A 21,004-nucleotide genomic window follows, 5' to 3' on the forward strand; every position below is an offset into this window, starting at 1 on the left:
TTATGTTGGATTTTTAGTTATCCTGTTGATAATAGTCTAGTATTCGAAAACTTTTGGGTACTTTACATAACAGGGAAGAGATAATAACTTCGCTATCATTGAAAAGGAAAGTCATGTCTCTGAAAGGAAATCTCAGGCGCCACCTTGCGAGGCTTTTACGACGCCTGGAGCAATCGGATGAAATTCGACTTCATACCAATAGCCAGGCCCACGACTACGACGTCATTCGCAGATTGGGGCTCTACCATCATTCCCCCTATGGTATCGATTCGTCGGTAATCCTTCACGAGAAAGCGCTTTCGGCACCGGTGTTTATTACCGGCCGGTTCCGCAGCGGTTCAACCCTGCTCTGGAATCTGTTTCGCAATCTGCCCGACCATGTAGCCTACTACGAACCTTTCAACGAACGCCGCTGGTTTGACCCCTCTCATCGGGGTGAACACACCGATGATACGCATCGAGGCGTAAGTGAGTACTGGTCTGAATATCAGGGAATGGACGGGCTTGCCTGTCTCTACAACGAAGACTGGATCAGATATCGCTTGTACATGGGAGAGACCAGTTTTGACCACGGCATGAAGCGATTCATCGACAGGCTGGCATCAGGTGCTGAGGGGCGGGCCGTTCTCCAATTCAACCGAATGGACTTTCGGCTGCCATGGTTGCGTGCCAATTACCCCGACGCTCCCATTATCCATGTTTACCGCAACCCCCGGGATCAATGGTGTTCGACATTACGTAACCCGAAGGGCTATCCGGCCTCGGCCCCCTCCAGCGAAGGATTTACCGATCATTTTTATCTGCGAACCTGGTTCCGTGACCTGGTAAGGCAGTTCCCGTTTCTAGCGGACTATGAACAGCACCATCGCTATTACCTTTTCTACCTGATTTGGAAGCTCTCCTACTGTTTTGGCGTGCACTATTCGAGTATCAGTGTCGGCATGGAGGCGCTGACAAAAGCCCCGTCGATGACCATGAAAGACATACTGGCGGCAATCGGAACCGATGTTGGTCTGGTACAGGAATCTGATGTTGCTTTCGTGGAGCCGGCGGAGCCCCGTTGGCAAAGCTATGCCAGCGAAAACTGGTTTGTTGACATCGAACGGGAGTGTGACGATGTAGTATGGGAGTTTCTGCAGGGAGTGGCTAGCTGATGCGAAAAATCCTTCTGGTGAGCGAGATCTTTCCCCCCAAGACTGGCGGAAGTGGACGCTGGTTCTGGGAGATCTACCGGCGTTTACCCAAACAGCATGTAGCCTGCCTGGTTGGACAACATCCTCAGGCAGGTCCCGTAGATAAGATCTTTCCTCATCCTGTTTTTCGGGCGGGCTTGGCAAGTCGAGAGTGGGGCTTACGATCCCGTTCCGGACTCAGGTTTTACTTTAGGACGTGGAGGGCTTTGGTAAAGCTCGTTAACCAGGAAGGAATCGGGCAGGTGCATTGTGGACGGGTACTGCCGGAGGGCTTAGCATCGTTACTGCTCAAACTTACCCATCGAATTCCCTACACCTGTTACGTACATGGAGAGGATGTTGAGACGGCACTGACCAGCCGGGAACTGGCGTTCTTAACTGGCCGAGTGATGCATCATGCCGAGCATATTATTGCGAACAGCCAAAACAGCAAGCGGATCTTGACTGAGAAGTGGGGAATGCCGGATCACAAGGTTACTGTAATGACACCAGGGGTGGATATAGAGAAATTCTGCCCCGACCCGGCAAGCTTTAGACCACCTCATTGGACTGGAAAGAGAGTCATTTTGACCGTCGGCCGTTTACAGAAGCGAAAGGGGCACGACATGATGATTCGTGCGCTGCCAGAGTTGATCAAAATATTCCCTGACATTCATTATTGTATCGTGGGCGACGGAGATGAACGCTGTAATCTGGAGACACTTTCGATAAACCTGGGCGTTGCTGAGCATGTTGAGTTTGCGGGTGAAATCGACGATCGGGAAATGGTTGTCCGTTATCGCCATTGTGAACTGTTCGCTCTGCCCAACCGACGCGTTGGCAACGATGATGAAGGATTTGGGATGGTACTTCTGGAGGCACAGGCGTGCGGGCGTTCCGTGTTGGCCGGCGACTCCGGCGGTACCTCAGAAACCATGGTTGAGGGTGAGACTGGTGTTGTTTGCGACTGCACTGCACCGGAACATATTGTTGCTAAATTGCGTTGGCTTTTGTCAGAGCCAGAGCTCTTAGTTAATATGGGTATAAAAGGGCGAGCCCACATGCAAGAGAACTTTTCCTGGTCGGCCCTGACCAGTCGCGCATTGACGATATTTCAATGATAAAGGCATGGAGTGCAAAGTGATCATTTCCCATAAGTATAAATTCATTTTTATTAAGACTGTAAAGACCGCCGGAACAAGCATCGAGGTCTTTCTGTCAAAAATTTGCGATGAAAATGATGTGGTAACTCCTGTTGAACCTGAGGAAAAGGGGCACATGCCGAGGAATTACAAAGGGGTATGGAATCCGATGAGGGAAATCACCAGTCAAGACCACCGTGGATACAAAAGAACTATTAAGGAGTTTCTTTCCCAAAGACGGTTTTATAATCACATCCCGGCGCGGGTATTAAGGCATCGTGTCCCACATGAAATCTGGAATGGATACTACAAGTTTTGTGTTGAAAGAAATCCCTGGGATAAGTCGATATCTCATTTCAATATGGTGAGAAAGCGTAAAGACGAGGCGATGACCTTTTCGGACTATTTAAGTAATGAAAAGTTATGTCATAACTGGCCTTTATATACCGACCTCGATGACAAAATTTTAGTTGATCGTATCGTTCCTTTCGAATCGTTAAACGAGGGACTTGGTGAGGTTTTTGAGAAATTATCCGTTCCCTATTCGGGTAAATTAAAAGAGACTGCGAAATCGAACTATCGCACAGATGTTGCCCCTTACCAGGAATTTTTTAATTACGATCAACGTTTGATAATTGAGAAGGCGTTCGAAAAAGAGATATCACACAATGGCTATGACTTTCTGGGAGGTTGATAAAATAAAGTGAATCGGGATTCCTTGGATGGGAGGTTCTGTTTTTGCTTTTGAGTGGTCGTGTGACATGATTTGAATAAAAGAGGACTCACAGTGAAGCCTAATTTTATCATTATAGGTGCCGCTAGATCTGGCACCACAAGTCTTTATCTTTACTTGGATCAGCACCCAGAAATCTATTTTTCACCTGTTAAGGAAATTAATTTTTTCTCCAATCCAAGGATATGGAAAAAAGGCTTTGGTTGGTATGAACGGCATTTTAATAGAGCAAAAAATGCGAAGGCCATAGGCGAAGCTTCAACGAGCTACACTGTGAGTCCGTTTCTTGAAAAGGCAGCGGAGCGAATCTCAGATTATAGGGCCGATGTAAAGCTTCTTTATATTGTGCGCGACCCTATAAGTCGTCTGATGTCGCATTACAGGAACGAGGTGCATCGGGGCGTTGAGAGAAGATCTTTTTCAGAGATGGTTCGCAATATTGAGCATGAAACTATCGGGTGGCAGGGAAGGTACAATTATCAGCTGGAGCAATTTTTGAAGTTTTTTGCTCGTGAACAAATTCTGGTGCTCTCCTTCGATGAACTTCATAAGTCGTCGAAGAACATCGTAAGAGATATTTTTGGATTTCTTGGCGTCGATGAAGACTTTCCTGTGAGTAATATACAGAAGGTATATAACGCTAGTTCTGGCCACCGCAGGCCATCAAATACAGGTGTTCGTATTCTCAAGTTCTATCGTCGCTATGTAGAGCAGACGCGTGCTCCTTTCATCGTTAAAAACCAATTTTTCAAGCTTTCAGAAATTGGCTCCGAAAAACAAAGTAAGCCTTCACTGACCGACTCCGACTACCAGATATTATTAGACTTTTATAAGGATGATACGGCGGAGCTTTCGAAAAAATTTGGTATCGACACCTCAGGCTGGCTACGTCGGTAGTTAACTGGATCACAGATTTGGTCGATTTACCCTTGAAAATCAATAGAAACATTGCGTTTCAAAAAGTTTCTATTCCATGATTGTTGTTACTCTGAAGATACCCTAAACTCGTTGTTCGATGTGTATAGCAATTAATTCATTATTATCGAAAAATGTGTCGCAATGAGGTGCATGATGAAAGGTTGGAAAGTTACATCCATTACGATGCTGCTTTTGGCAGGCTCCGGACCTTCTAACGCAAGTGAGCTTGTTTTCGACGCTGACTTTAACAATACTCCCGACTGGTCCAACGAAGAAGTCGCTCAGCGACTACGCTATCCTGGCGATACCTTGGATCCGAGCGCCGCCGCAAACATCCCCGGAAATTTCGACAGTTACTACACTTCTGAATGGTGGCATCCAAACGGTTCTTCCGGCAAAGCGCCTGTTCCCGGCAGCAAACCTGTCGCAAGCATAGATGGTTCACAGTCTCGACAGGCCGGCGGGAAGTCTTTCGTTGTTTATGACGAATCGTATGGCACACCCGGGGGATGGGGGGCCGACGCTCAGCTAGGCAAAGACCTGCCGGGAGTTTACGATGAATTATGGGTAGAGTTTTATATCAAGTTTCAACAAGATTGGGTTTGGATGGATGTCGAAAACGGAAGTGGGCAAACGATAACCAAGCTATTTCGTGCTCGGTATGTGCCTGAGAATTATAAAGAAGAGACTCGGTACGACTTTTTCGGAGTTGGCGGTAGAGCCAAAGCGCCAGTCTACATGCTCGACCTCAAGTCTTGGACAAAACCCGACTCTAGCATTGCTCGTCTCACACCTTTTATCCGGGGGTTTACGCCACAGGAATTAATTGGCGTGGACGAGCACTATTTTTTGAAAGAGTATGAGGAAGAAACATCAATATATCAGGGTAATAAGGACTCCCTTTCGTTTGCTGAAGTTTTTCAGACCGGCGATTGGGTGAAGGTGAATATCCGTATCAAAATGGATTCCGCTCCGGGCGCAGGTGACGGTGTGGAGGAGGTGTGGATCAACGATGTGCTCGAGAAAAAACGCACCGATATCCCTTTTCGAAGAGAGGGAGAAGGCCAGGGAGTTGGCTTCAACTGGATTAGTATAGGTGGTAATACTCACAACTATCCATATCCGGATGAGGCCCAACATGAGCAGTGGTATGCGGTAACAGACCTGAAAGTATGGAATGGTAAGCCGAGTACCGAAAGTGCTGAGGTAAAGCCTAATCCACCATCTGACCTTGATGTTCGATAATAATTGACGGAAGTCGATAAATAATAGGCATTGAAGTAGCAGGACGATTTTCGTTTATTTGCATCATAATAATTAAACGATAAGTGTCCTGTGATTGCTTTTGAAAAGTGACGAGTCAGAATTGGATAAGTTACGCTTTATTTTTCGATCCGCTTGTTCGCTACACTAAAGGCATTTAACCATTCAGACTTCATTTTAGGGAGGTTTTTCATTATATCGTCCCTCTGCTTCTGTAATTCATTGATTAATGAACTTATTTCTTCTCGTATGTTTTCGACAGAATTGTCTTGGATGTAATTCGCACCAAAGGTAAAGTAAGAACGGATGGCTTTCGTGTTAGACAGGAGCATTGGTTTTTTTGCTGCCAGAGATTCATAGGCACCGCAGTTCAGAGTGAATTCCTGGTTCGTCAAAACTATCGTAAAGTCACACTCATAAAGGTGATTGATATAACTTTGATTGCTGACGAATCCAAGAAGTTTAATATTATCTGGTAGTGCCTCTATTTCCGGATTCGTTAGGCCCTTTCTATAGTTCCCTGTTACTTCCAAGTGAATATCGGGGAAATCTCTAAACGCTTCAAACACCTCACGATAGGGTTCGTCGTCGGCGAAGGTGCAAATAAAAAAGGCACGATATATGTTGGCAGTGGATTCGTGTTCAGTAGAACCATCCGTCGTCAGAGTTGGTATTCTATCTGGCAATACGATTGTTTGCCTGGAATAATTCCTAATTAATAACTTAAGATACTTATTGGTCACAATGGTGTAGTCAGATCTTTTTAAGCTATAATTACTAAGGCAGCGAAATGCGATCCATTTGGGATTCCAAGAATCTTTGTGTTCAATCTTAAAGTTGGTGTGCCGGTCAATAATTGAGGTGAATTCCAAGGGCTTTTTAAGCGTACAGACTAGCGCTGCCAATATAATCGACGGGTTCTGCGCAAAAACATACCTAGGTTTTTCTTTAAGGAGAAGAGAAATAGTCTTGAAGCTCAGTTCCAGATATCGGAAGACCGTGCTTTTTTTTGATTCAAGTATAAACAATTTGGCGTTGAACTCCTTGCTCAATATAACTGTACGCCTTTGGTTTTCCCAAGAAATCCAGATTCGATTCGATGCTTGATCGGCTTTGCCTTTGTGTATGTCTCTATTCCGGGTGTGCATATCTTTGGTCCGATTTGGAAGAGATAGTCGAATCATAGCTGGATAGATTCAGATAATAATCCACGGTTTTGATTTTGCACAGCATGTCTAGAGTTGATCCAGCATCAACACCATTTTCAGGATTTCGGGAGATTACGTATTTCATCTGTTCCTGGGACCAAAGTTTGGAGTGCAGTGAGTCCACAATCTCATTAAGAACGTTGCTGTGGTAAAGGTGCTCATAGTTAAACCAACCCAGTTTGGGTCGGTTTCGGTTTAAAGCAATGGCTGCTCGTTCGATTACGATCCGCACTATTCTGGATAATTCCTGCAGCCATATCGGCCGTTTTGCTTTGGTAAGCGTCGCAGCCATTGGAAATTGTAGCAGATCAGGATTAAGTGTTTTTATTATTTTTTTACTGAGTGTATTATGGAGTCGGGATTTAAATGGCATTGAATAGGCCAAATCGAGTAAGTCAGGATGACTGAGTGGTGAGTAATATCCAAGTGCTCCTCGAGCCATGGACGGTTGTTTCATCATATACTGTCGACTAACATGATCGTAGTTAAACTTTTCAATTGCAAATGAAAAGTCCCCATACGAGCCAAGGTATTCTTTTAACGTTTCCTGAAGCTCTTCGTTGCACTTCGGCCTCGTTTCCTGGAAAAGTTGATGGCCTCCTTGACTGGTGAACCAGAATCTCTCAGGAGCCTTCAGGATGCCCTCCAGATCGCGGATTATTTTTTCCCTGGTTATCAGTTTTGGGTTGATCAGATGTAAAGAATTAATGATCTTCTGGCTACGGCTCCCCATACTGGGGAATCCATTATGGCCACCGATTCTCGCTCCAATAACGCCACTTGTAATCGGCAGCGCGTATGTGCTGGCGGCTATCCGACTGGATACATGCCATATTGGCCATAGGCAGTGGCCATTCATTTCGATTATCTCGTTGAGCAATTCGTTGTCAATTTTAAGGTTCTGGACGTCTCTGAAAAGGTGATCCTTTCGAACGCGTCCAGTGAGTTTTTTCGCGATTGTGGTTTCCCGGCTCGATAGGTCGCCGTGAGTATAGGCTGCTGTCACAGGCGAATTCCTGGGGGCAAGAAGCGTTCTTGAATCCCAGCCAGCAGACATCATTAAAACCATCGGCTCATAGTCGTTCAGTATTTCGGAAAGACGTTTCGAGAATAACCTAACGGCTTCGGGTTCGTTTGTGTGGGTATTTTCTGTCGGTTTTGGCGAATACAGTAACTTTGTCAGCTTAAGATTATAAGTATCGATTGAGATTTTTTCGTATGGAAGCGTTTTTTTTATATCATTAAAGAACGTATCGCTTTTCAATGTGTAACCGAAGGATAGAAAGCATTGGATGGCGCTCCAATTTGGCCTGTCGTTAACTTTAACAAGATTGTCAAGACGGTTAGACAAAAGAATTGAGTTTTGGTCTTCTTTGTAAAAAAGGTATTCAGCACCCACCTCGTCGGCGACAATCTCCACTTCTTTTCTGTCAGGTCGGTATTGTATGGATGTGCCGTTGATCGGGCGAGAAGGGTCCAGTTGACGCCCGTCCTTTCTCTCGCCGAAAAAAATATGGAACCCGGCATTATCAGATTTCTCGTAGACGATATAGTGGCTGTTCGGTTTTTGCATGTCGACTTTAACATGCGTTACAGAAGGACTGTCTGGCTGAGTTGCCTTCGCTGGTTTGGATATTGTGACCAGAAATGAGTTTTGTCGTAGCATACATTTCCCGGATTTTGTGGCTGTCACTATGAGGCGGTTATGGTCGGAAACGTTCGGTTGGTCGTTCAGTCTACTGGGCTTTCATCCGTATAGTTGCATTGGCTAACGACCCTCCAGGCGAGCCGTCAACCATGCCTTTTCCTTTAAGAAGCTGAATTTACGAAGTCCGAAGGCAAGCCGACGAAAGAGAATTAAGGCGGACCTGAAGGGACTCAGGCGTGGCTGTTTTCCGAAATGACTATCCGTCAGATCCGCAGGGATTCCCAAGAGTTCGTATTCGCTTCGAGCCTGACCTTCGAGGTATGCGTGCGGCCCGGCATTTTGTAGCAGTATTACCTGTATTCTCGCCATTTCTCGCTCGCGGGATTTCAAAAGGTGACAGGTCACGTAATCCAGCCATTGTTTCCCGGATTGTTTGAACTCTTCAGTTCTGTTGGGAAACAGAGCCGCTCCCTGGAGTAAAAGCGCGGCTTTTCTCACATCTTGAGCGACCCACGTATCATTGGGAAATTCAAGTTTGGCCGGCTCATCAAGGAAGGGCTTCTCGTTTGTGTGGATCCAGTCAAGGTACAGCCTGAGACAGGCATGAACATATCTGAGTTGGTCATCGCACTGGCCAATAGCCAGCTTTATGGTCAGGTACCTGACGAGGCTCGCCAAGAACACCAGGTATGACCAGGAGGTTTCCGTATCGCTCAGGTTTCGTTCATCAAGATCGTCTGCCGGGTGGATTGTAGATTGGATCACGCTTTCAGCTTGCCCTAACCACTCTTGGTCCAGTGTTAGCCAGTACGCATCGAGAAGCGTATTGAGGTAGTTGCCCGTTCCGCGGTTTAACGCGTAGTACCGGTCCGGTGGTCTTTGGCCCCGCAACGTTGCTTTTAATTTGGGAAGTTCACGTCTTGTAGCCAGTTCCAGTTGCCCCAGAAAAGAATGATCACCTTCGCGCTGGACCACGATCCAGTTTGCTAGGTCGAGAACGGCCTGGCGTGAAGCCTCGCAGCCCGTAAGAAAGTAGTGGTACAGGAGTCCCGTGGTGTAGCAGTGCTGCTCTGCCGGTCCGCCCCCAGTTTGTCCAGGCGTCGAGCTGGTGTTGCTATACCGGGAGAAGGTGCGATGGGTGGCGGTATGTGCTGGCAGGTAATGGTCCGTATGCCAGAAGAGGCCGTGGTTGTACTCCGACCGGTCTTCATCGGTATGGTAGATGTCGATATCCCGGACATGAGCGGCAAGATCATCCATCAGTTCGTGCCATCGCTTGTCACCGGTTAATGCAAACTGACGAGCGAAGCCATAGATCGCATCATATTGGTTATTGTAGTGAGAGATATAGGGTGACTCCCCCTCAGCCTGATATAGCGTCTCGTGATCGGCAAAGATATCGCCGAAGTTGCGCCAGCCATACTCGTCGATGACTTCGCGTTTGGCAAAGAAGTTGCCGGGACCGTCCAGCCCCAGCTGAATAAGTTCCTCCAGTGGCCCGCGGGCCCCGTTCGCAGCGAACCACTGGAATGCCTGGCTTTCCTCGTACTGCTGCGCATCCAGCACCGGGACGGCCGGCGACAGTGTCCACGCAAGGGCACCCGGGGCGTCGCCGTAATGGAAATAGGCGGTCTGGGTTTTCCGCTCGCCGCCCTGCAGTTCGTATACCTCAGCGGCTTCGCCCGGAAACAGGCCAACGATCAGTCCGTTGTCTTGCACGCCGATGGAACTGGGGAAGTTTTGCCAGAAATGAGGAAGGGTAGCCTGAACGGTTGTTAAGGGGGTTGCGACGTTAATGACCGGATTGGCTCGATTTCCAGACATTTGGATATGGTCACCAATGCGAAGACGATACCCCCTGAACCTGGTGGTGACCTCGCCTTTTGCGTTGACGTGGTTAAGACTGTCCCAGTGTTCGCCCCCGCTCGAATCCTGGTAGAGCGTGCCGTGTTTGCTATCCAGCTCGACTGCAGGCATTCCTGGTTCAGGGATTATTCTTACCTGCTGGATGTCGGAAAGTTCAGCACGTATGTCCATTGACTTGAAATGTACGGAACCAGGGTCGCCGAGGTCCCACAACCCGCCGGGGTGAAGGGCCCGTTTCGGATTATGGAGACAGGTCTGAACTTCGATCGTTTTGCTGTTGTGGTAGAACGTGAGACGGCAGTGGAATCGGGCCAGGCGAATGTCGCCGTCGAGAAACCATCCCGTCTGTTGGCAGGTCAGACTGACAGAGCCGTGTTCTACGATCTCCCAGTCGGCATCGGTAACCGTCTGGCAGCGCCTTCCTTCTTTACTGGTCAAGGTGAGCCGGTGACTCGTAGAAATGCTGTTCTCGGTATGCACCCAGGTCGGCGAGTTTGCTGTCAGACTGAACCTGGTGGCGCCAGTATCAATAGCCAGGCCTTTGTGATCTCTCGTGTAGGTCAGTAAAGAGGCCGGCGAAGTCGGTGTTTCCCTTGAGCGGAGTTCAAGCGTTTGTTCCGCTCCGGGCTCAAGATCGCCAAGAAACTGTAACTTGAGCCAACGGACGCTACCGTCTGGCCAGCTCGCCGTCGGACTACTTTGGCAGATGATTTCTTCACAGCTCGCGGTATCCACCAGGATAACCTCTGCATCGGGCGAGAGATCCCCCTGCTTCAGCGGTATACCGAGCTGAAACGCTTCTCCTTCACGCCGGATCCCCTGTTCTTCCCTGAGGCGAATACTGATCGCTTCCATTGTGCTACCTACTGCCTGTTGTTAGTGCTTAACGATGTCATTGCGAACGATGAAGGTTCTTGCATCAAGTCATGTCTTTTCCGAGCATCAGAACAGACCCGGTCAACGGAAAGTCCGGAGAACATTCTTGAACTTTCCATTTTTGCCACGTGGAATCCTTGAGACTCGTTCAATGGAAACGGAGAGTTCCTCGCCAACTCTTTGGTGAAAGTTCTCTTTTATCCTGGCTTCCGCGACCTTTGAGTCAGCATCGTTAGTGACGATGTAGATCGAGCAGTGATCCGTTGCATCCTGCACTATCTGGGCTTCTGCCAATTCGCTGATTCCTTTGAATACATGGTCCAGACGCCCGACTCTGCGACCGTCGGGCAATTCAATATAGTCATCGACTCGACCATTAACCCTTGCCAGCGACTGGACGACCGTTGACGTGAGGTATTCCAGCGGCTCCGCCGTGTCGCCAACTTCATACCGTAGTAACGGCATTGCGTCGTTTGTCAGGGTGGTGGCCAGCAGACGGTGGTCTGTCGGTTCAGGGAGGACTTCTGCGATACCGATGACAGGGTTCAGTCGATAACGTTTATCTGCTTCCTGGCCGGCAAACAATACATACTCCGCAGTGCCATAGTAGTCGAATACCGGGCAACCGAAGACACTCTCAATCTTGTCCCGTTGCCAATCCGGCAAGGTTTCCGAGTTCGTTATGATGGCTGCGGGCGTGAAGCCGGGCCTCGTGTTGGTCATGAGGTAATAGTTGGCCAGGTCTGCGATGGCAGACGGATAGCCGATGAGTTCGGCTGGGCGGAAACGGTCCAGCTCCCTGGCATAGTCCGGAAATGTTGTGGAGTTCAGGTGATAGCTGGAGAATAGCCGTTGGTTTTCAGCCCGGTTAATCCTTGAGTAGGGCGGCCTGAGTCGGGAAGGAGGCTGGACCATCCTGCCAGCAAAAGTTGCCCGGGGAGCGCCAAACGGGACCCCGTGGACTTCTTCGTGTTCGACCACCAGCGCCATAGCAAGCTTGTAGGTATATTCGTTAACGTCCAGTTCAAGGGGCGAACCCGTGCTGCCGCTGGTGTGCTGTAGCATGAATCTCTCGCCCTTGCTTGACCGAAAGCTCTCCGGTTGCGCTTTCAGGGTGGCTTTGGTCAGTATGGGTAGCTTGGTGAGATCCTCGACACTGGTGAAATCATTTTCGTGTAAGCCGTGACTGGCAAAGAGTCGCTGATAGTAGGGGACGGTCTCGCGACAGTGTTTTACCATCTCGTGCAGACGCTCGGCCTGATGGGCCAGGGTTTGATCCGGCGTCCAATCCCTTGACTCCCTCGCCAATCGGAGAGCGTCTTTATAGATTCCCGAATAGCGTTTCCGGTATAGATGCTGACCGTACGCCGTAACTAGCAGGTTCTGCAGCCATACAGGGGAGGCGTTGTAGACGAGCTCCTTCGCAGACATGGTCAATTGGCTCCTGCGGCTTTGTCGGCAGGATGGGCATCGTACCGGTTTCGGATGACCCGCGCAGGATTGCCGGCGACAATATCGCCAACGCCGTAAATCCGGGTAACAACCGACCCTGATGCAATTATGGTCTTGGCAGGAGTTGGTGCCATTATCACCGCCTGGTTACCAATCCATGAATCGGCACCGATCTCAATTTTTTCGAAGGTTCCGCCCTGCTCCTGAATGGGAACATCAAGGTCATTAAACTGGTGCTGCCTGCTGCCGCTCAGAATATGTACGCCACTACCGATCAGTGTGTTTTTACCGATCGCACACATTCCGATATTGCATTGCGGACCGATATAGACGCCTTGAGCGATACTCGTATTCCGGTGGGACAGTATCGTAAGAAACCCGATGGAAATGTCATCGGAAGTGTCGGGGCAGGACAGGTGATAAAAGCTTGCCCTGAGGTAAACGCCTGCCTTGCCAGGAACAAGGCTCAGCCCCTGAGAGAAAGAAGCAAAGCAGCTGTCGCTTTTGCCGAGCATGCTTACCAGCCGAAAGAGCAGGTATAGCGGCAACGCCAGCAGGAGAAAGCCAGCCTTGGCCACTCGCTTGGCTAGTGTCCTGGCTGTCATGGCCGGCCAAGTCTTGTGTCTGAAGACAGGTTTGGTGATTGCACAGCCAAGTGCAAAGGGTTACAGCCACTTGGTATACGTGGCGCACTTGCGCACGCACTGATCAGGGTCGCGTCGGTTCTCAGCATGCCAGTTACTTCCAATTCCCTATGTACTGACGAAAATACTCTGCTCGGGAGTTACATAATGTCACATCCGAGGTGGTTGTTGCGAGTATTTGAGATCTTATCCAGAGGGTAGATTGCGAACTCCATCAGGAAGAACCGAATCACTCTATCGTGTGCCTGACCGGCTCGGAAAGGGTGCTCTCCGCTCCACTCGTGTCAATCACCCGGATCGAGAAAAACCAGGTTCCATCCTCGAGCCCACTGATCTCAGTGCTGGTGGCATCACCCGGGGCGCTGGTGCTCAGGTTCATATTGTCCTGCCTCTGACCGTAGAAGATTTCGTAATGGTCAATCTCGCCAAGGGACATTGAGCTACCATCTGTTCTCGTCAGCGGGGCAGTCCATGAGATGGTGACGCTGTTTACGGCTCTCGGCGGAGCCTCCGCAGTGGGACCCGAGGGCAAGGTTTCATCTACTTCCATACCCCTGCGATATTCCTCAAGGTTACTGATACCGTCACCATCCCGGTCGCTGCGTGCATCCTCGGGGTTAAGCGGGTCCAGCCTGTAGGCAAACTCCGCCCCATCCGGTATGCCGTCACCATCGCTGTCTGGATTGTTTGGGTCAGATCCAATCCAGAATTCATCAACGGCGCTGAGAAGGTCCTGGTCAGTGTCAGAGGTTGCATCGGATGGATCAGCAGGACTCAGTCCGTGAGACGTTTCCCAATTGTCGTAGATTCCATCCTGGTCGCGGTCCAGGGGTGGGTAGGCTGGACTGAAGCCACCCCCTTGTGTTGCATCGAAGAAGCCGACCCGGTAACCCAGCCCATAGGCGGCCTCTGCGTCGTCTCCTGCCACTATTCCGCCTCGTGATTCCCCTAGCGAAGCGATGGCTTCGCCGCCAATCACCCGGCGTTGGAAGTCAGGGCCTTCCCATGCGACGTTGAAATGGTCGCTGCCAGTACCTTCCTTATGGCGAATCTCAAAGTAATAGCGGTTGCCTCCTGCCAGATCAATCGTTCCGGATGATTGAGACCGGTACCGATCGTAATCGTCGGGGCGTGCGGCCTCCGGCACGAGGGCGATCATATTCAAGTTCTCTGGTCGCTCGTTGGTGCTGAGCAGGAACTGCGTCTCCTCGTCGCCGGTTGCATAAAACCGGTATGACCCGTCGGTGGGCGGAATTATGAACCCCCGTACCAGGGAGCCATAATTGTCGCCTCGGTTCTGCGGGCTTCTTAGTTCATTAAGCCTGATTCTCTCGTCGGGATCATCGGGGTAGGTCGCAAGGCTGGTCAGTCGGCTGACACCACTGCCGCCTACATTGTTCCAGTACCGTGCTTCGACCACGCCTGTTTCGCTGGACAAGGGCAGGGCGGCAGGGGGCGGCATTTCGCCAGGCTGCCAGGTCTGACACCCGCTAATCGATATCGATATCGTTAAAATGACTGTGAGGCTTCTGATATCCATTAGGCCGCCTGCATGACGTAATTTATGTTTGATCCTTCACGCCAAGTATCGTGGCGGGTCCCGGGATTCTCCACCGGGCACTTGTAATGTTTTTTTCTGATTTGGTTGCTGTTATAGCTGTTGGTTATTTATTTGGTGTAATTTATTTCGACAGGACTTTTATTGCTACGGGTTTATTAGTGTCGGTATCTTTCGATCATCGGGCGGATAAGAGACATCAGCTGTTGCCATTCCGGTGTTTGGCGGAGCAACAGCATCGCAAGAACTATCGTTGACACCGCAGCCATCAGGACAAAAACCGTACCGCGCACCATGAACTCCGCTAACGGCAGTTCCCATGACATGTCCAGGCTAATGGTCACCAGGGCACTCGCACTCGAGCCCAGGGCAGCAGGAAGGCAGAGCAGCAGAAGGTGTCCGGCGCTAAACCGTGTCTGTCTCTGGAGGATGACTAACAGTGCCGCAGTCGTCGCCACTGCGAGCCAGCCCCTCGCCCAGGCCATTGTGTTAAGGCTGTCTGTAGCGAACCAATACAAGGTGGCCAGTATTATCGTCGTAGAGGTCAGATCGAACCAGAACAGTCCCTTGACCTTGCCCTGCGCAATAACGGCGTCGCTGATCAGCGAGAACAGACAGAAGGTAAAGAAGAACAGTCCGAAAGGCTGCAACAGGGGCGCGAATTCTGTCCACTGGGTGCCCAATAGCACCCGCACTATGAGCTTTGAATAGAGCATGATGAATACGGTGATGGGCGTCAGCACAGTAATCATCAAGGCCAGGCTGAAACTGACCCGGTACGCAAGGTTCGTGCGGGATTCGCGGCTTTGGGCGATGGCGGCCAGCAGGGGTTCGCTCATGGGAATAATAGCGGACAATGCTGGCAGCAGGCTTACCTCTCTTACCAGGTTGTAGCCGCCGAGCGCGGTCGTGCCGAAAAAACGTGACACCAGCAGGTTGTCTACCTGAGAGCGGGTAAAACCAACAATCCCCCGCAAAAGGAGCCATTGAGAAAACCCCCATTGCTGCCGAAAACGGCTGAGTGTCCATCGGGGACGGTGATGGTCCACCCGGTAGGAGCCCACAGCGAGTACCGCCGCCGAGACGAGATTGCCGGCGATGATGGCCCAGTGGCTGGGGTCGATGAACGCAATGGTGATTACTGTCATGAATGACAGCCCCTTCTGCCAGAGCGTGAGCCGGAACAGGGGGCGGTAGTTGATCTCCCGTGCCAGGCGCATCATGCCTGGTGTTCTCAGTGCACGTATCGGCAGGGCTAAGGCGGCAACCGCCAGGGCCGCGGTCAGGGCAGGCTCATCGAACCATCGGGCCAGGGCGGGCGAACTCGCAATAACCAGTACCGCCAGGGAGGACTTGATCAGGATATCCATGCTCCAGGCGGTATCAAGATCTTCGTCATCGAGGCTTTCTTTCTGAACGATGTATTGCCTATTGCCGGTTTCCACCAGCAATTCGAAGAACTGTAAAGCAATGGTGACAAGCGCAACGATGCCGAAGTGCTCCGGCGCTAGCAGCCGGGCAAGGATGAGGGTGCTGATGATGCCCAGCCCCCGCTGAACAATCTGAATGCCGAAAAGCAGGCCAGCACTTTTGAGTACCTTCAGGCTGGCCGACATTTCAGCGGGCTGCGTCCAGGGTCAGGTTGTCCAGTGCTGTCCTCACCCGCTCGACAGCGCTGTCGCAGCTCCGTGGTGCACAAATACCCTGCACTGAAATGAGCGCAAACCGGTTCTCACCGGACAGTGTCGCGGGTATCTGCAGGAGCTTGGCTTTGGTGTAGCTTGTCGTGGTGTAGGTGCCTACCTGGAATAGCTCGGCGGTAACGACCTGACGGCGCTCAGTCAGGTGTTGGTAAATGCGAACGTTACTTCCGTAACCTGAATCCTGGTCGGTGCGGAACCAGTTGCCGGGTACTCGTGGCGGCAGGTAGGGGACCAATTTTCCCCCTCGTTCGGTGTTGCGGGTTTGGGCCAGGGAAATCCAGGTGGTCTGTCCTGCACTCCACACTTCCTGGCTCAACGTGTCCGGTAAGGTTATCTTCAGTGGCAAAGCCTCCGGGGCTGTCTTTACGAAACCGGGTACAGCCAGGGCCCAGGCTGGGCTGCCTGAGGCCCGTGAATGCGCCAGGCTGACACCCAGTGGCCCGACCAGGAACGCCGCAACAACCGCAACGAAACCCATTTTGAGCAAATGGGGAGGGGCGCCGTCCGGCGTCCCCTCGCGGCGTAGGACAGGTGCCAACCACATAATCGGAATGACAAAAGCCGCGTAGATAGCCCACCCGAAGGTCTCGTGGTCTGCTACCAGGCTACTTTCCATATCGCTTTGGTAGGCGATAACCACGAGGGCCGTTATACGCACCCAGTTCACCACCAAAGCAACGCTGGCGCCAACCGCGAGTGCAGCAAACCAGCCCCTCCAGCGAAAGTCATTGAGTATGGACATCATCATTGCCAACAGGAGGGAGATGGCAAAGTAGCGGATGCCGGAGCAACCATCAGCGATCACCAGGCGACCGTAGGGCAAGGTTATGTTGGCGCCTTCGATGAGTGCAGTGATGCCCATGCCAGCGACCAGCTTGGTAACCACTGCCGTCGCCAGAACAACAAGGTACGGCACCAGGTCCGACCATACCGGCAGGGACAATCCGAATAACAATACATAGGGCAGAAAGCGCAGCATCGCCTTTGCCCCCAGAAGCGCCCAGGCCAGAGCGAGCAGACCCGCAGGCAACATCAGGTAGGTAAGGGTGTCGATGCGTACCAGTTCCAGCAATGCCCAGGCGACAACTGTTGCGAGCAATGACAGGCTGCCGGGTACTGAGAAGCTACGTCGCGCCCGGTTTCCAAGTGGGGGCGGCGGGTGAATCAGCAGGAGCCCGATAAAGATGGCGAACGTGGGAAGCCCGTGGGCAAGCACCTGCTCCCATTTCAGCCATTCGCCGACCAACCGGAACCAGGTCGGCCAGAACAGCGCAATGGCTATGGCGGTTACTAGAAGATAGGGGCGTGCGAGAGGGAACTGATCCAGTGTTTTCCTTAACATTGCATGACCAACTGCGCTTCTGGGTGGTTGTGCTTTTTCTCAGGGTAGGCTAAGTAGCGTGACCGCCGAGGCTTTCATACTCTATCGGAAAATGCTGATTGGTGCTGCCTGTTTTGTTCGCTTTCGGCTTCCCAGGTAGGTCGCCCACTCGGAAAAATCGTTTGTTTTGCAGCTGTAAAAAACTTCGACAGACCGAAAAAAAACCGGGCTGGGAGGCCCGGTTTCAGTTATACGCCTGCTTTGCTGGCAGAAATCAGGCCTTACGACGCCGTGCTGCGCCCAGACCCAGAAGCCCCATTCCGAGAAGGGCCAGTGTGCCGGGTTCGGGGACACTGGCTTCACCTTTCCAGATCACGCCTGTCGCAAAGTTTTCGCTATTTGTTACCCAAAAGTTCAGTCGTCCATCGCCAGCAATCAGGAAGGGCTGGCCGACAAGTGCAATAACATCAATAACCTGCGTCCATGGTGCGTTGATTGAGTAATCTTCGGAATTGAACAGTGTTTTGCCCTTACTCTTGATCATCAGGGTGTCGTCGTAAGATACAAAGAGTGACGTGATGATGGCGTCAGTACCAGTCATGTTCAGGTCTTCTTCCCAGATTCGGTAACCTGCATCGTTTACAAACCAGCTAGCGGTATCCTGTATCCAGTCTGCACCGTCCAGGGCTGTTCCGGTTGGATCAACATAGGTGCCAACGGTTTGGTTGGAAAGGTCACAGCCTACGCACTGATCATCGAGGCTGGACATGAAGGGTATAGCGTGCGCCATGGTGGCTGTCATGCTGAGTAAGGCTGCGCCTAACATCAAATGTAACACTCTCATATGTTTTCCTTTCTTTGTTGTGCAGTCCGGCAAAATGATTATTAACACAGGGGCTGCTTACGCCACTGACTAGACCTTCTATTCAAAAATTAAGCCATGCAAGGAATAGTTATTTAATATCAATTATCTAAACTGGTCTGGCGGGCAGAGGCGGAGCGGAGGTTTGAGGGTGTGTATAATATGTCGACACAACGACTATGGCTGGGCGTATGTCGGAGCCTGTCATAACTAGAAACCGGAGGCCCGAGGGGCCTCCGGTTTCTAGTATGCTCGAACGGCTTTGGAGATTAAGCCCTGCGACGGCGGGCTGCGCCCAAGCCTACCAGACCAAGGCCGAGCAATGCGAGAGTGCCGGGCTCAGGGACGGAGGTCGGATCTTCGCTGGAGAAGCTGCCACCTTCGATGAAAATGGCAGAGTCGAGGATGGTGTCCCCGGCATCGGCAATGGCAATTTTCATACTGTAGGTAGTACCGCTTACAAGCCCGGAAATTGAGGCGAGCAGTTTGTCGGTGAATCCGTCGTACTCGATGTTATAGAAGGGCCCACCGTTAGATGGGTCGTTGTTGTTATAAACCGAACAGTTTGGACCGGTGCCCGTTCCCGAGCCTCCACAGTTAACATTATTGATGCTGACCGGCTGCCCGTCTGGCGCCAGTGCGATGTTGACGCCATCGACAAAAAAGGCGAATACGTCGTTGTAGCTCGAGTTTACATACTCGTTGTACTCTTCCGACGCGAACACGTAGTTAAAGAAAAGACTGTCTGTGTCGGATATAAAATCAAATTCCAATACAGCCGCGTGATAGGTTGACTGGGGGATCAGTGCGTTCAGGTCACTATCGCCCAGGCCACCGCCTGTACCGATATTACCCGTGGTGCCATCCGAATTATTGGGTCCCGGAGCCTCCAGGGCGCTTCCTGACGTCATGATCAGGCCATTATTAATGCCAATGGTGCTGGTGCCGTCAGAAAACAAGCCTGACTGGTTACTGCCCCCATAGTAGTTTACGTTCGAGATGGTGATTCCCGATCCAAGGATAGCGCCTGCCAGCACACTGCCATCGCTTGACGTCGAGTCGATCACCAGTGCCGATGCGGCCTGGCATGTCAGTGCCAGGGTGGTGCCTGCAATAAGCTTGTTTAGCTTTTTCATAGAATGCTCCTTTTTGATTTGTAGTCCTGTGGGCAGCTATGGACCGTCTTGACGATCCGGCTACCTGCATTCTTGCCAAGCAAGTTTCGGGCCTGAAAAAAAATAACGATATTTCAATAAGCTGCTATAGGGCGTGTTGTTATGTGTAAAGCTAGTCGACAAATCACATGATGTGAATAATGCGAACTGGGGCTTACGCTCGCCGGGAGGCTCAGTGATTGACACTTTATGCCTTAAGTGAATAGCGCTCAAAAAGAGGCATGTTATTCGTACACATAATCTCGGTACTGAAGGCAGGCTTATTCGAACATGACGTTGTTATAGATATATGGAGTGTTATCTAGTGTCGAATAAGTTTACAGCATATCGCAAGCTGGAAACTTGGATCTTATTTAACTTTTTGACAGTTAGGGAGTTTCTGTAGGTGGTATTCGTTATGCATGCAGCAAGAAGCGTTGGCGTGCTCGCTTGGAAGTCTGGCTGCCGGCGTTCACAATCATGGAGGAATTACCGATGAATACTATTTTCAAGAAAACGCTTCTCTCCTCTCTTGTCGTGCCCTTTGCGTTGGGGGTGCAATCTGCCAGCGCGGCTCTCATCACTGAGTGGGGGTACTCCGCCCAGAGTGAGTTTACCGATTGGACTGACACTGGCGGAACCGGCACGATCACACCGAGCAACGGTAACAGCACCCTGTCCTGGGGCGTTGGTACTGGTCCACAGTCTTCAATCTCGATCACTGACGTCGTTGCGGGCAGTGGCCTTGTGACAAATGGAGCAGCGGTAAACGGAGGGGTTTTCACCCACACCAACAATATTCTGCCCTCGCAGGGTACTGCCCTTGCCACGTTCGATCTGACTTCGCAGTTGACGCTGACCCCGTTTCTTCCGGCTGCCGGCGCTCCGCAAGCACTGGCGCCTATTACATTCGAGAGTTTCTTTATTGAAACCGGCAATAGCGCTGGAAACTGTATTCCCGAATCGGGTTCCGTCTGTGACGATATTTTCACCCTTGGCAACCTCCTGGCGATAGGTGGCATGCCTGATGGGGAGGGGGGCTTCGTGTTCGAGTCTCCGTCGTTTACGATTGCGGACTATGCCTACACCGTTTTCCTTCAGTTGGAGGGCCTGCAGACCCTGAGTCCAGAAGCCTGTACGGAAGCAGGTACAGTGTCGCCCTGTGTCGGTCTGATAACCGAGGAGGAAGCGGTCAATAGCTTCCAGACCACGTTCAGTATTGTTGCTACACAGGTCCCGGAGCCGGGTACCCTGGCTCTTCTGGGCATGGGTCTCGCAGGGCTTGGCCTGGCGCGCAGAAAGAAAGCCGCAAAGGCATGACGTTTTACTTGTCGCGATCTTTGTAACGCCTGAAAGGCCCCCGATGAGACGCCGGGGGCTTTTCAGTAGTGCGCCAGGCATGGCGCGTAGCGCCTTGACGGCGCTGTTCCGGTCCAGGTGGTGCTGGCCGGATGACTTGGGGGTGCAAGTCCCCTGTGGGCCCG

The 21,004-nt window shown here is 51.2% G+C and carries 15 protein-coding genes and 1 pseudogene; 6 read left to right on the top strand and 10 right to left on the bottom strand.

Features of this window, described 5'->3' with window-relative positions:
• Positions 1-113: 113 nt before the first annotated feature.
• The 5 genes from ACESMZ_RS03935 to ACESMZ_RS03955 all read left to right on the top strand — a co-directional run bounded on the left by ACESMZ_RS03935 (position 114) and on the right by ACESMZ_RS03955 (position 5,210).
• Positions 114-1,154: a sulfotransferase gene (locus ACESMZ_RS03935; protein WP_372972232.1), complete on the top strand. Its 1,041-nt coding sequence runs from the start codon at positions 114-116 to the stop codon at positions 1,152-1,154.
• A complete protein-coding gene (locus ACESMZ_RS03940) occupies positions 1,154-2,293 on the top strand; it encodes a glycosyltransferase family 4 protein (RefSeq protein ID WP_372972233.1) in 1,140 nt (379 codons plus the stop codon). The genes ACESMZ_RS03935 and ACESMZ_RS03940 overlap by 1 nt, the downstream gene beginning before the upstream one ends.
• 19 nt (positions 2,294-2,312) lie before the next feature.
• The gene (locus tag ACESMZ_RS03945; protein ID WP_372972234.1) at positions 2,313-3,008 is read left to right on the top strand and encodes a hypothetical protein; all 696 of its coding nucleotides are present in this window, start codon (positions 2,313-2,315) and stop codon (positions 3,006-3,008) included.
• Positions 3,009-3,101: 93 nt separating this feature from the next.
• Positions 3,102-3,944 (top strand): sulfotransferase family protein, encoded by an 843-nt coding sequence (locus ACESMZ_RS03950; RefSeq protein WP_372972235.1) that lies wholly within the window; start codon positions 3,102-3,104, stop codon positions 3,942-3,944.
• A 171-nt stretch (positions 3,945-4,115) separates the two neighbouring features.
• A complete protein-coding gene (locus ACESMZ_RS03955) occupies positions 4,116-5,210 on the top strand; it encodes a hypothetical protein (protein WP_372972236.1) in 1,095 nt (364 codons plus the stop codon).
• A 137-nt stretch (positions 5,211-5,347) separates the two neighbouring features.
• Here the strand turns inward: ACESMZ_RS03955 and ACESMZ_RS03960 are convergent, their stop codons facing one another.
• The 10 genes and pseudogenes from ACESMZ_RS03960 to ACESMZ_RS04005 form a co-directional block, all read right to left on the bottom strand.
• A complete protein-coding gene (locus tag ACESMZ_RS03960; RefSeq protein WP_372972237.1) occupies positions 5,348-6,376 on the bottom strand; it encodes a glycosyltransferase in 1,029 nt (342 codons plus the stop codon).
• The gene (locus ACESMZ_RS03965; protein ID WP_372972238.1) at positions 6,360-8,102 is read right to left on the bottom strand and encodes a hypothetical protein; all 1,743 of its coding nucleotides are present in this window, start codon (positions 8,100-8,102) and stop codon (positions 6,360-6,362) included. Before ACESMZ_RS03965 ends, ACESMZ_RS03960 begins: the two co-directional genes overlap by 17 nt.
• A 102-nt stretch (positions 8,103-8,204) precedes the next feature.
• The gene (locus ACESMZ_RS03970; RefSeq protein WP_372972239.1) at positions 8,205-10,805 is read right to left on the bottom strand and encodes a hypothetical protein; all 2,601 of its coding nucleotides are present in this window, start codon (positions 10,803-10,805) and stop codon (positions 8,205-8,207) included.
• Between the two features lie 102 nt (positions 10,806-10,907).
• A complete protein-coding gene (locus tag ACESMZ_RS03975; RefSeq protein ID WP_372972240.1) occupies positions 10,908-12,257 on the bottom strand; it encodes a phenylacetate--CoA ligase family protein in 1,350 nt (449 codons plus the stop codon).
• A gap of 2 nt (positions 12,258-12,259) precedes the next feature.
• Positions 12,260-12,883, bottom strand: coding sequence for an acyltransferase (locus tag ACESMZ_RS03980; RefSeq protein ID WP_372972241.1), 624 nt, complete (start codon positions 12,881-12,883; stop codon positions 12,260-12,262).
• A gap of 268 nt (positions 12,884-13,151) precedes the next feature.
• Positions 13,152-14,462: a hypothetical protein gene (locus ACESMZ_RS03985; RefSeq protein WP_372972242.1), complete on the bottom strand. Its 1,311-nt coding sequence runs from the start codon at positions 14,460-14,462 to the stop codon at positions 13,152-13,154.
• Positions 14,463-14,638: 176 nt separating this feature from the next.
• On the bottom strand, positions 14,639-16,096 hold the full coding sequence (locus tag ACESMZ_RS03990) for an oligosaccharide flippase family protein (RefSeq protein ID WP_372972243.1): 1,458 nt from the start codon (positions 16,094-16,096) through the stop codon (positions 14,639-14,641).
• A 1-nt stretch (position 16,097) separates the two neighbouring features.
• Positions 16,098-17,525, bottom strand: coding sequence for an exosortase/archaeosortase family protein (locus ACESMZ_RS03995; protein WP_372972244.1), 1,428 nt, complete (start codon positions 17,523-17,525; stop codon positions 16,098-16,100).
• Between the two features lie 253 nt (positions 17,526-17,778).
• Positions 17,779-17,859 (bottom strand): annotated as a pseudogene (locus tag ACESMZ_RS04000) (PEP-CTERM sorting domain-containing protein); the annotation flags it as partial.
• 776 nt (positions 17,860-18,635) lie between these two features.
• Positions 18,636-19,502 (bottom strand): choice-of-anchor L domain-containing protein, encoded by an 867-nt coding sequence (locus tag ACESMZ_RS04005; RefSeq protein WP_372972245.1) that lies wholly within the window; start codon positions 19,500-19,502, stop codon positions 18,636-18,638.
• A 513-nt stretch (positions 19,503-20,015) separates the two neighbouring features.
• Here ACESMZ_RS04005 and ACESMZ_RS04010 point away from each other — a divergent pair.
• Positions 20,016-20,840, top strand: a complete 825-nt coding sequence (locus ACESMZ_RS04010; RefSeq protein WP_372972246.1) for a THxN family PEP-CTERM protein — start codon at positions 20,016-20,018, stop codon at positions 20,838-20,840.
• Positions 20,841-21,004: the final 164 nt, after the last annotated feature.

The sequence above is a fragment of the Marinobacter sp. genome, assembly GCF_041690615.1.
Classification (GTDB): Bacteria; Pseudomonadota; Gammaproteobacteria; order Pseudomonadales; family Oleiphilaceae; genus Marinobacter.

Excerpts from the sequence above, each read along its gene's own strand:
- ACESMZ_RS03935 (WP_372972232.1), top strand. The coding sequence starts at position 114 with ATGTCTCTGAAAGGAAATCTCAGGCGCCACCTTGCGAGGCTTTTACGA.
- ACESMZ_RS03940 (WP_372972233.1), top strand. The coding sequence starts at position 1,154 with ATGCGAAAAATCCTTCTGGTGAGCGAGATCTTTCCCCCCAAGACTGGC.
- ACESMZ_RS03955 (WP_372972236.1), top strand. The coding sequence starts at position 4,116 with ATGATGAAAGGTTGGAAAGTTACATCCATTACGATGCTGCTTTTGGCA.
- ACESMZ_RS03960 (WP_372972237.1), bottom strand. The coding sequence starts at position 6,376 with ATGCACACCCGGAATAGAGACATACACAAAGGCAAAGCCGATCAAGCA.
- ACESMZ_RS03965 (WP_372972238.1), bottom strand. The coding sequence starts at position 8,102 with ATGCTACGACAAAACTCATTTCTGGTCACAATATCCAAACCAGCGAAG.
- ACESMZ_RS03970 (WP_372972239.1), bottom strand. The coding sequence starts at position 10,805 with ATGGAAGCGATCAGTATTCGCCTCAGGGAAGAACAGGGGATCCGGCGT.
- ACESMZ_RS03975 (WP_372972240.1), bottom strand. The coding sequence starts at position 12,257 with ATGTCTGCGAAGGAGCTCGTCTACAACGCCTCCCCTGTATGGCTGCAG.
- ACESMZ_RS03980 (WP_372972241.1), bottom strand. The coding sequence starts at position 12,883 with ATGACAGCCAGGACACTAGCCAAGCGAGTGGCCAAGGCTGGCTTTCTC.
- ACESMZ_RS03985 (WP_372972242.1), bottom strand. The coding sequence starts at position 14,462 with ATGGATATCAGAAGCCTCACAGTCATTTTAACGATATCGATATCGATT.
- ACESMZ_RS03990 (WP_372972243.1), bottom strand. The coding sequence starts at position 16,096 with ATGTCGGCCAGCCTGAAGGTACTCAAAAGTGCTGGCCTGCTTTTCGGC.
- ACESMZ_RS03995 (WP_372972244.1), bottom strand. The coding sequence starts at position 17,525 with ATGTTAAGGAAAACACTGGATCAGTTCCCTCTCGCACGCCCCTATCTT.
- ACESMZ_RS04005 (WP_372972245.1), bottom strand. The coding sequence starts at position 19,502 with ATGAAAAAGCTAAACAAGCTTATTGCAGGCACCACCCTGGCACTGACA.
- ACESMZ_RS04010 (WP_372972246.1), top strand. The coding sequence starts at position 20,016 with ATGAATACTATTTTCAAGAAAACGCTTCTCTCCTCTCTTGTCGTGCCC.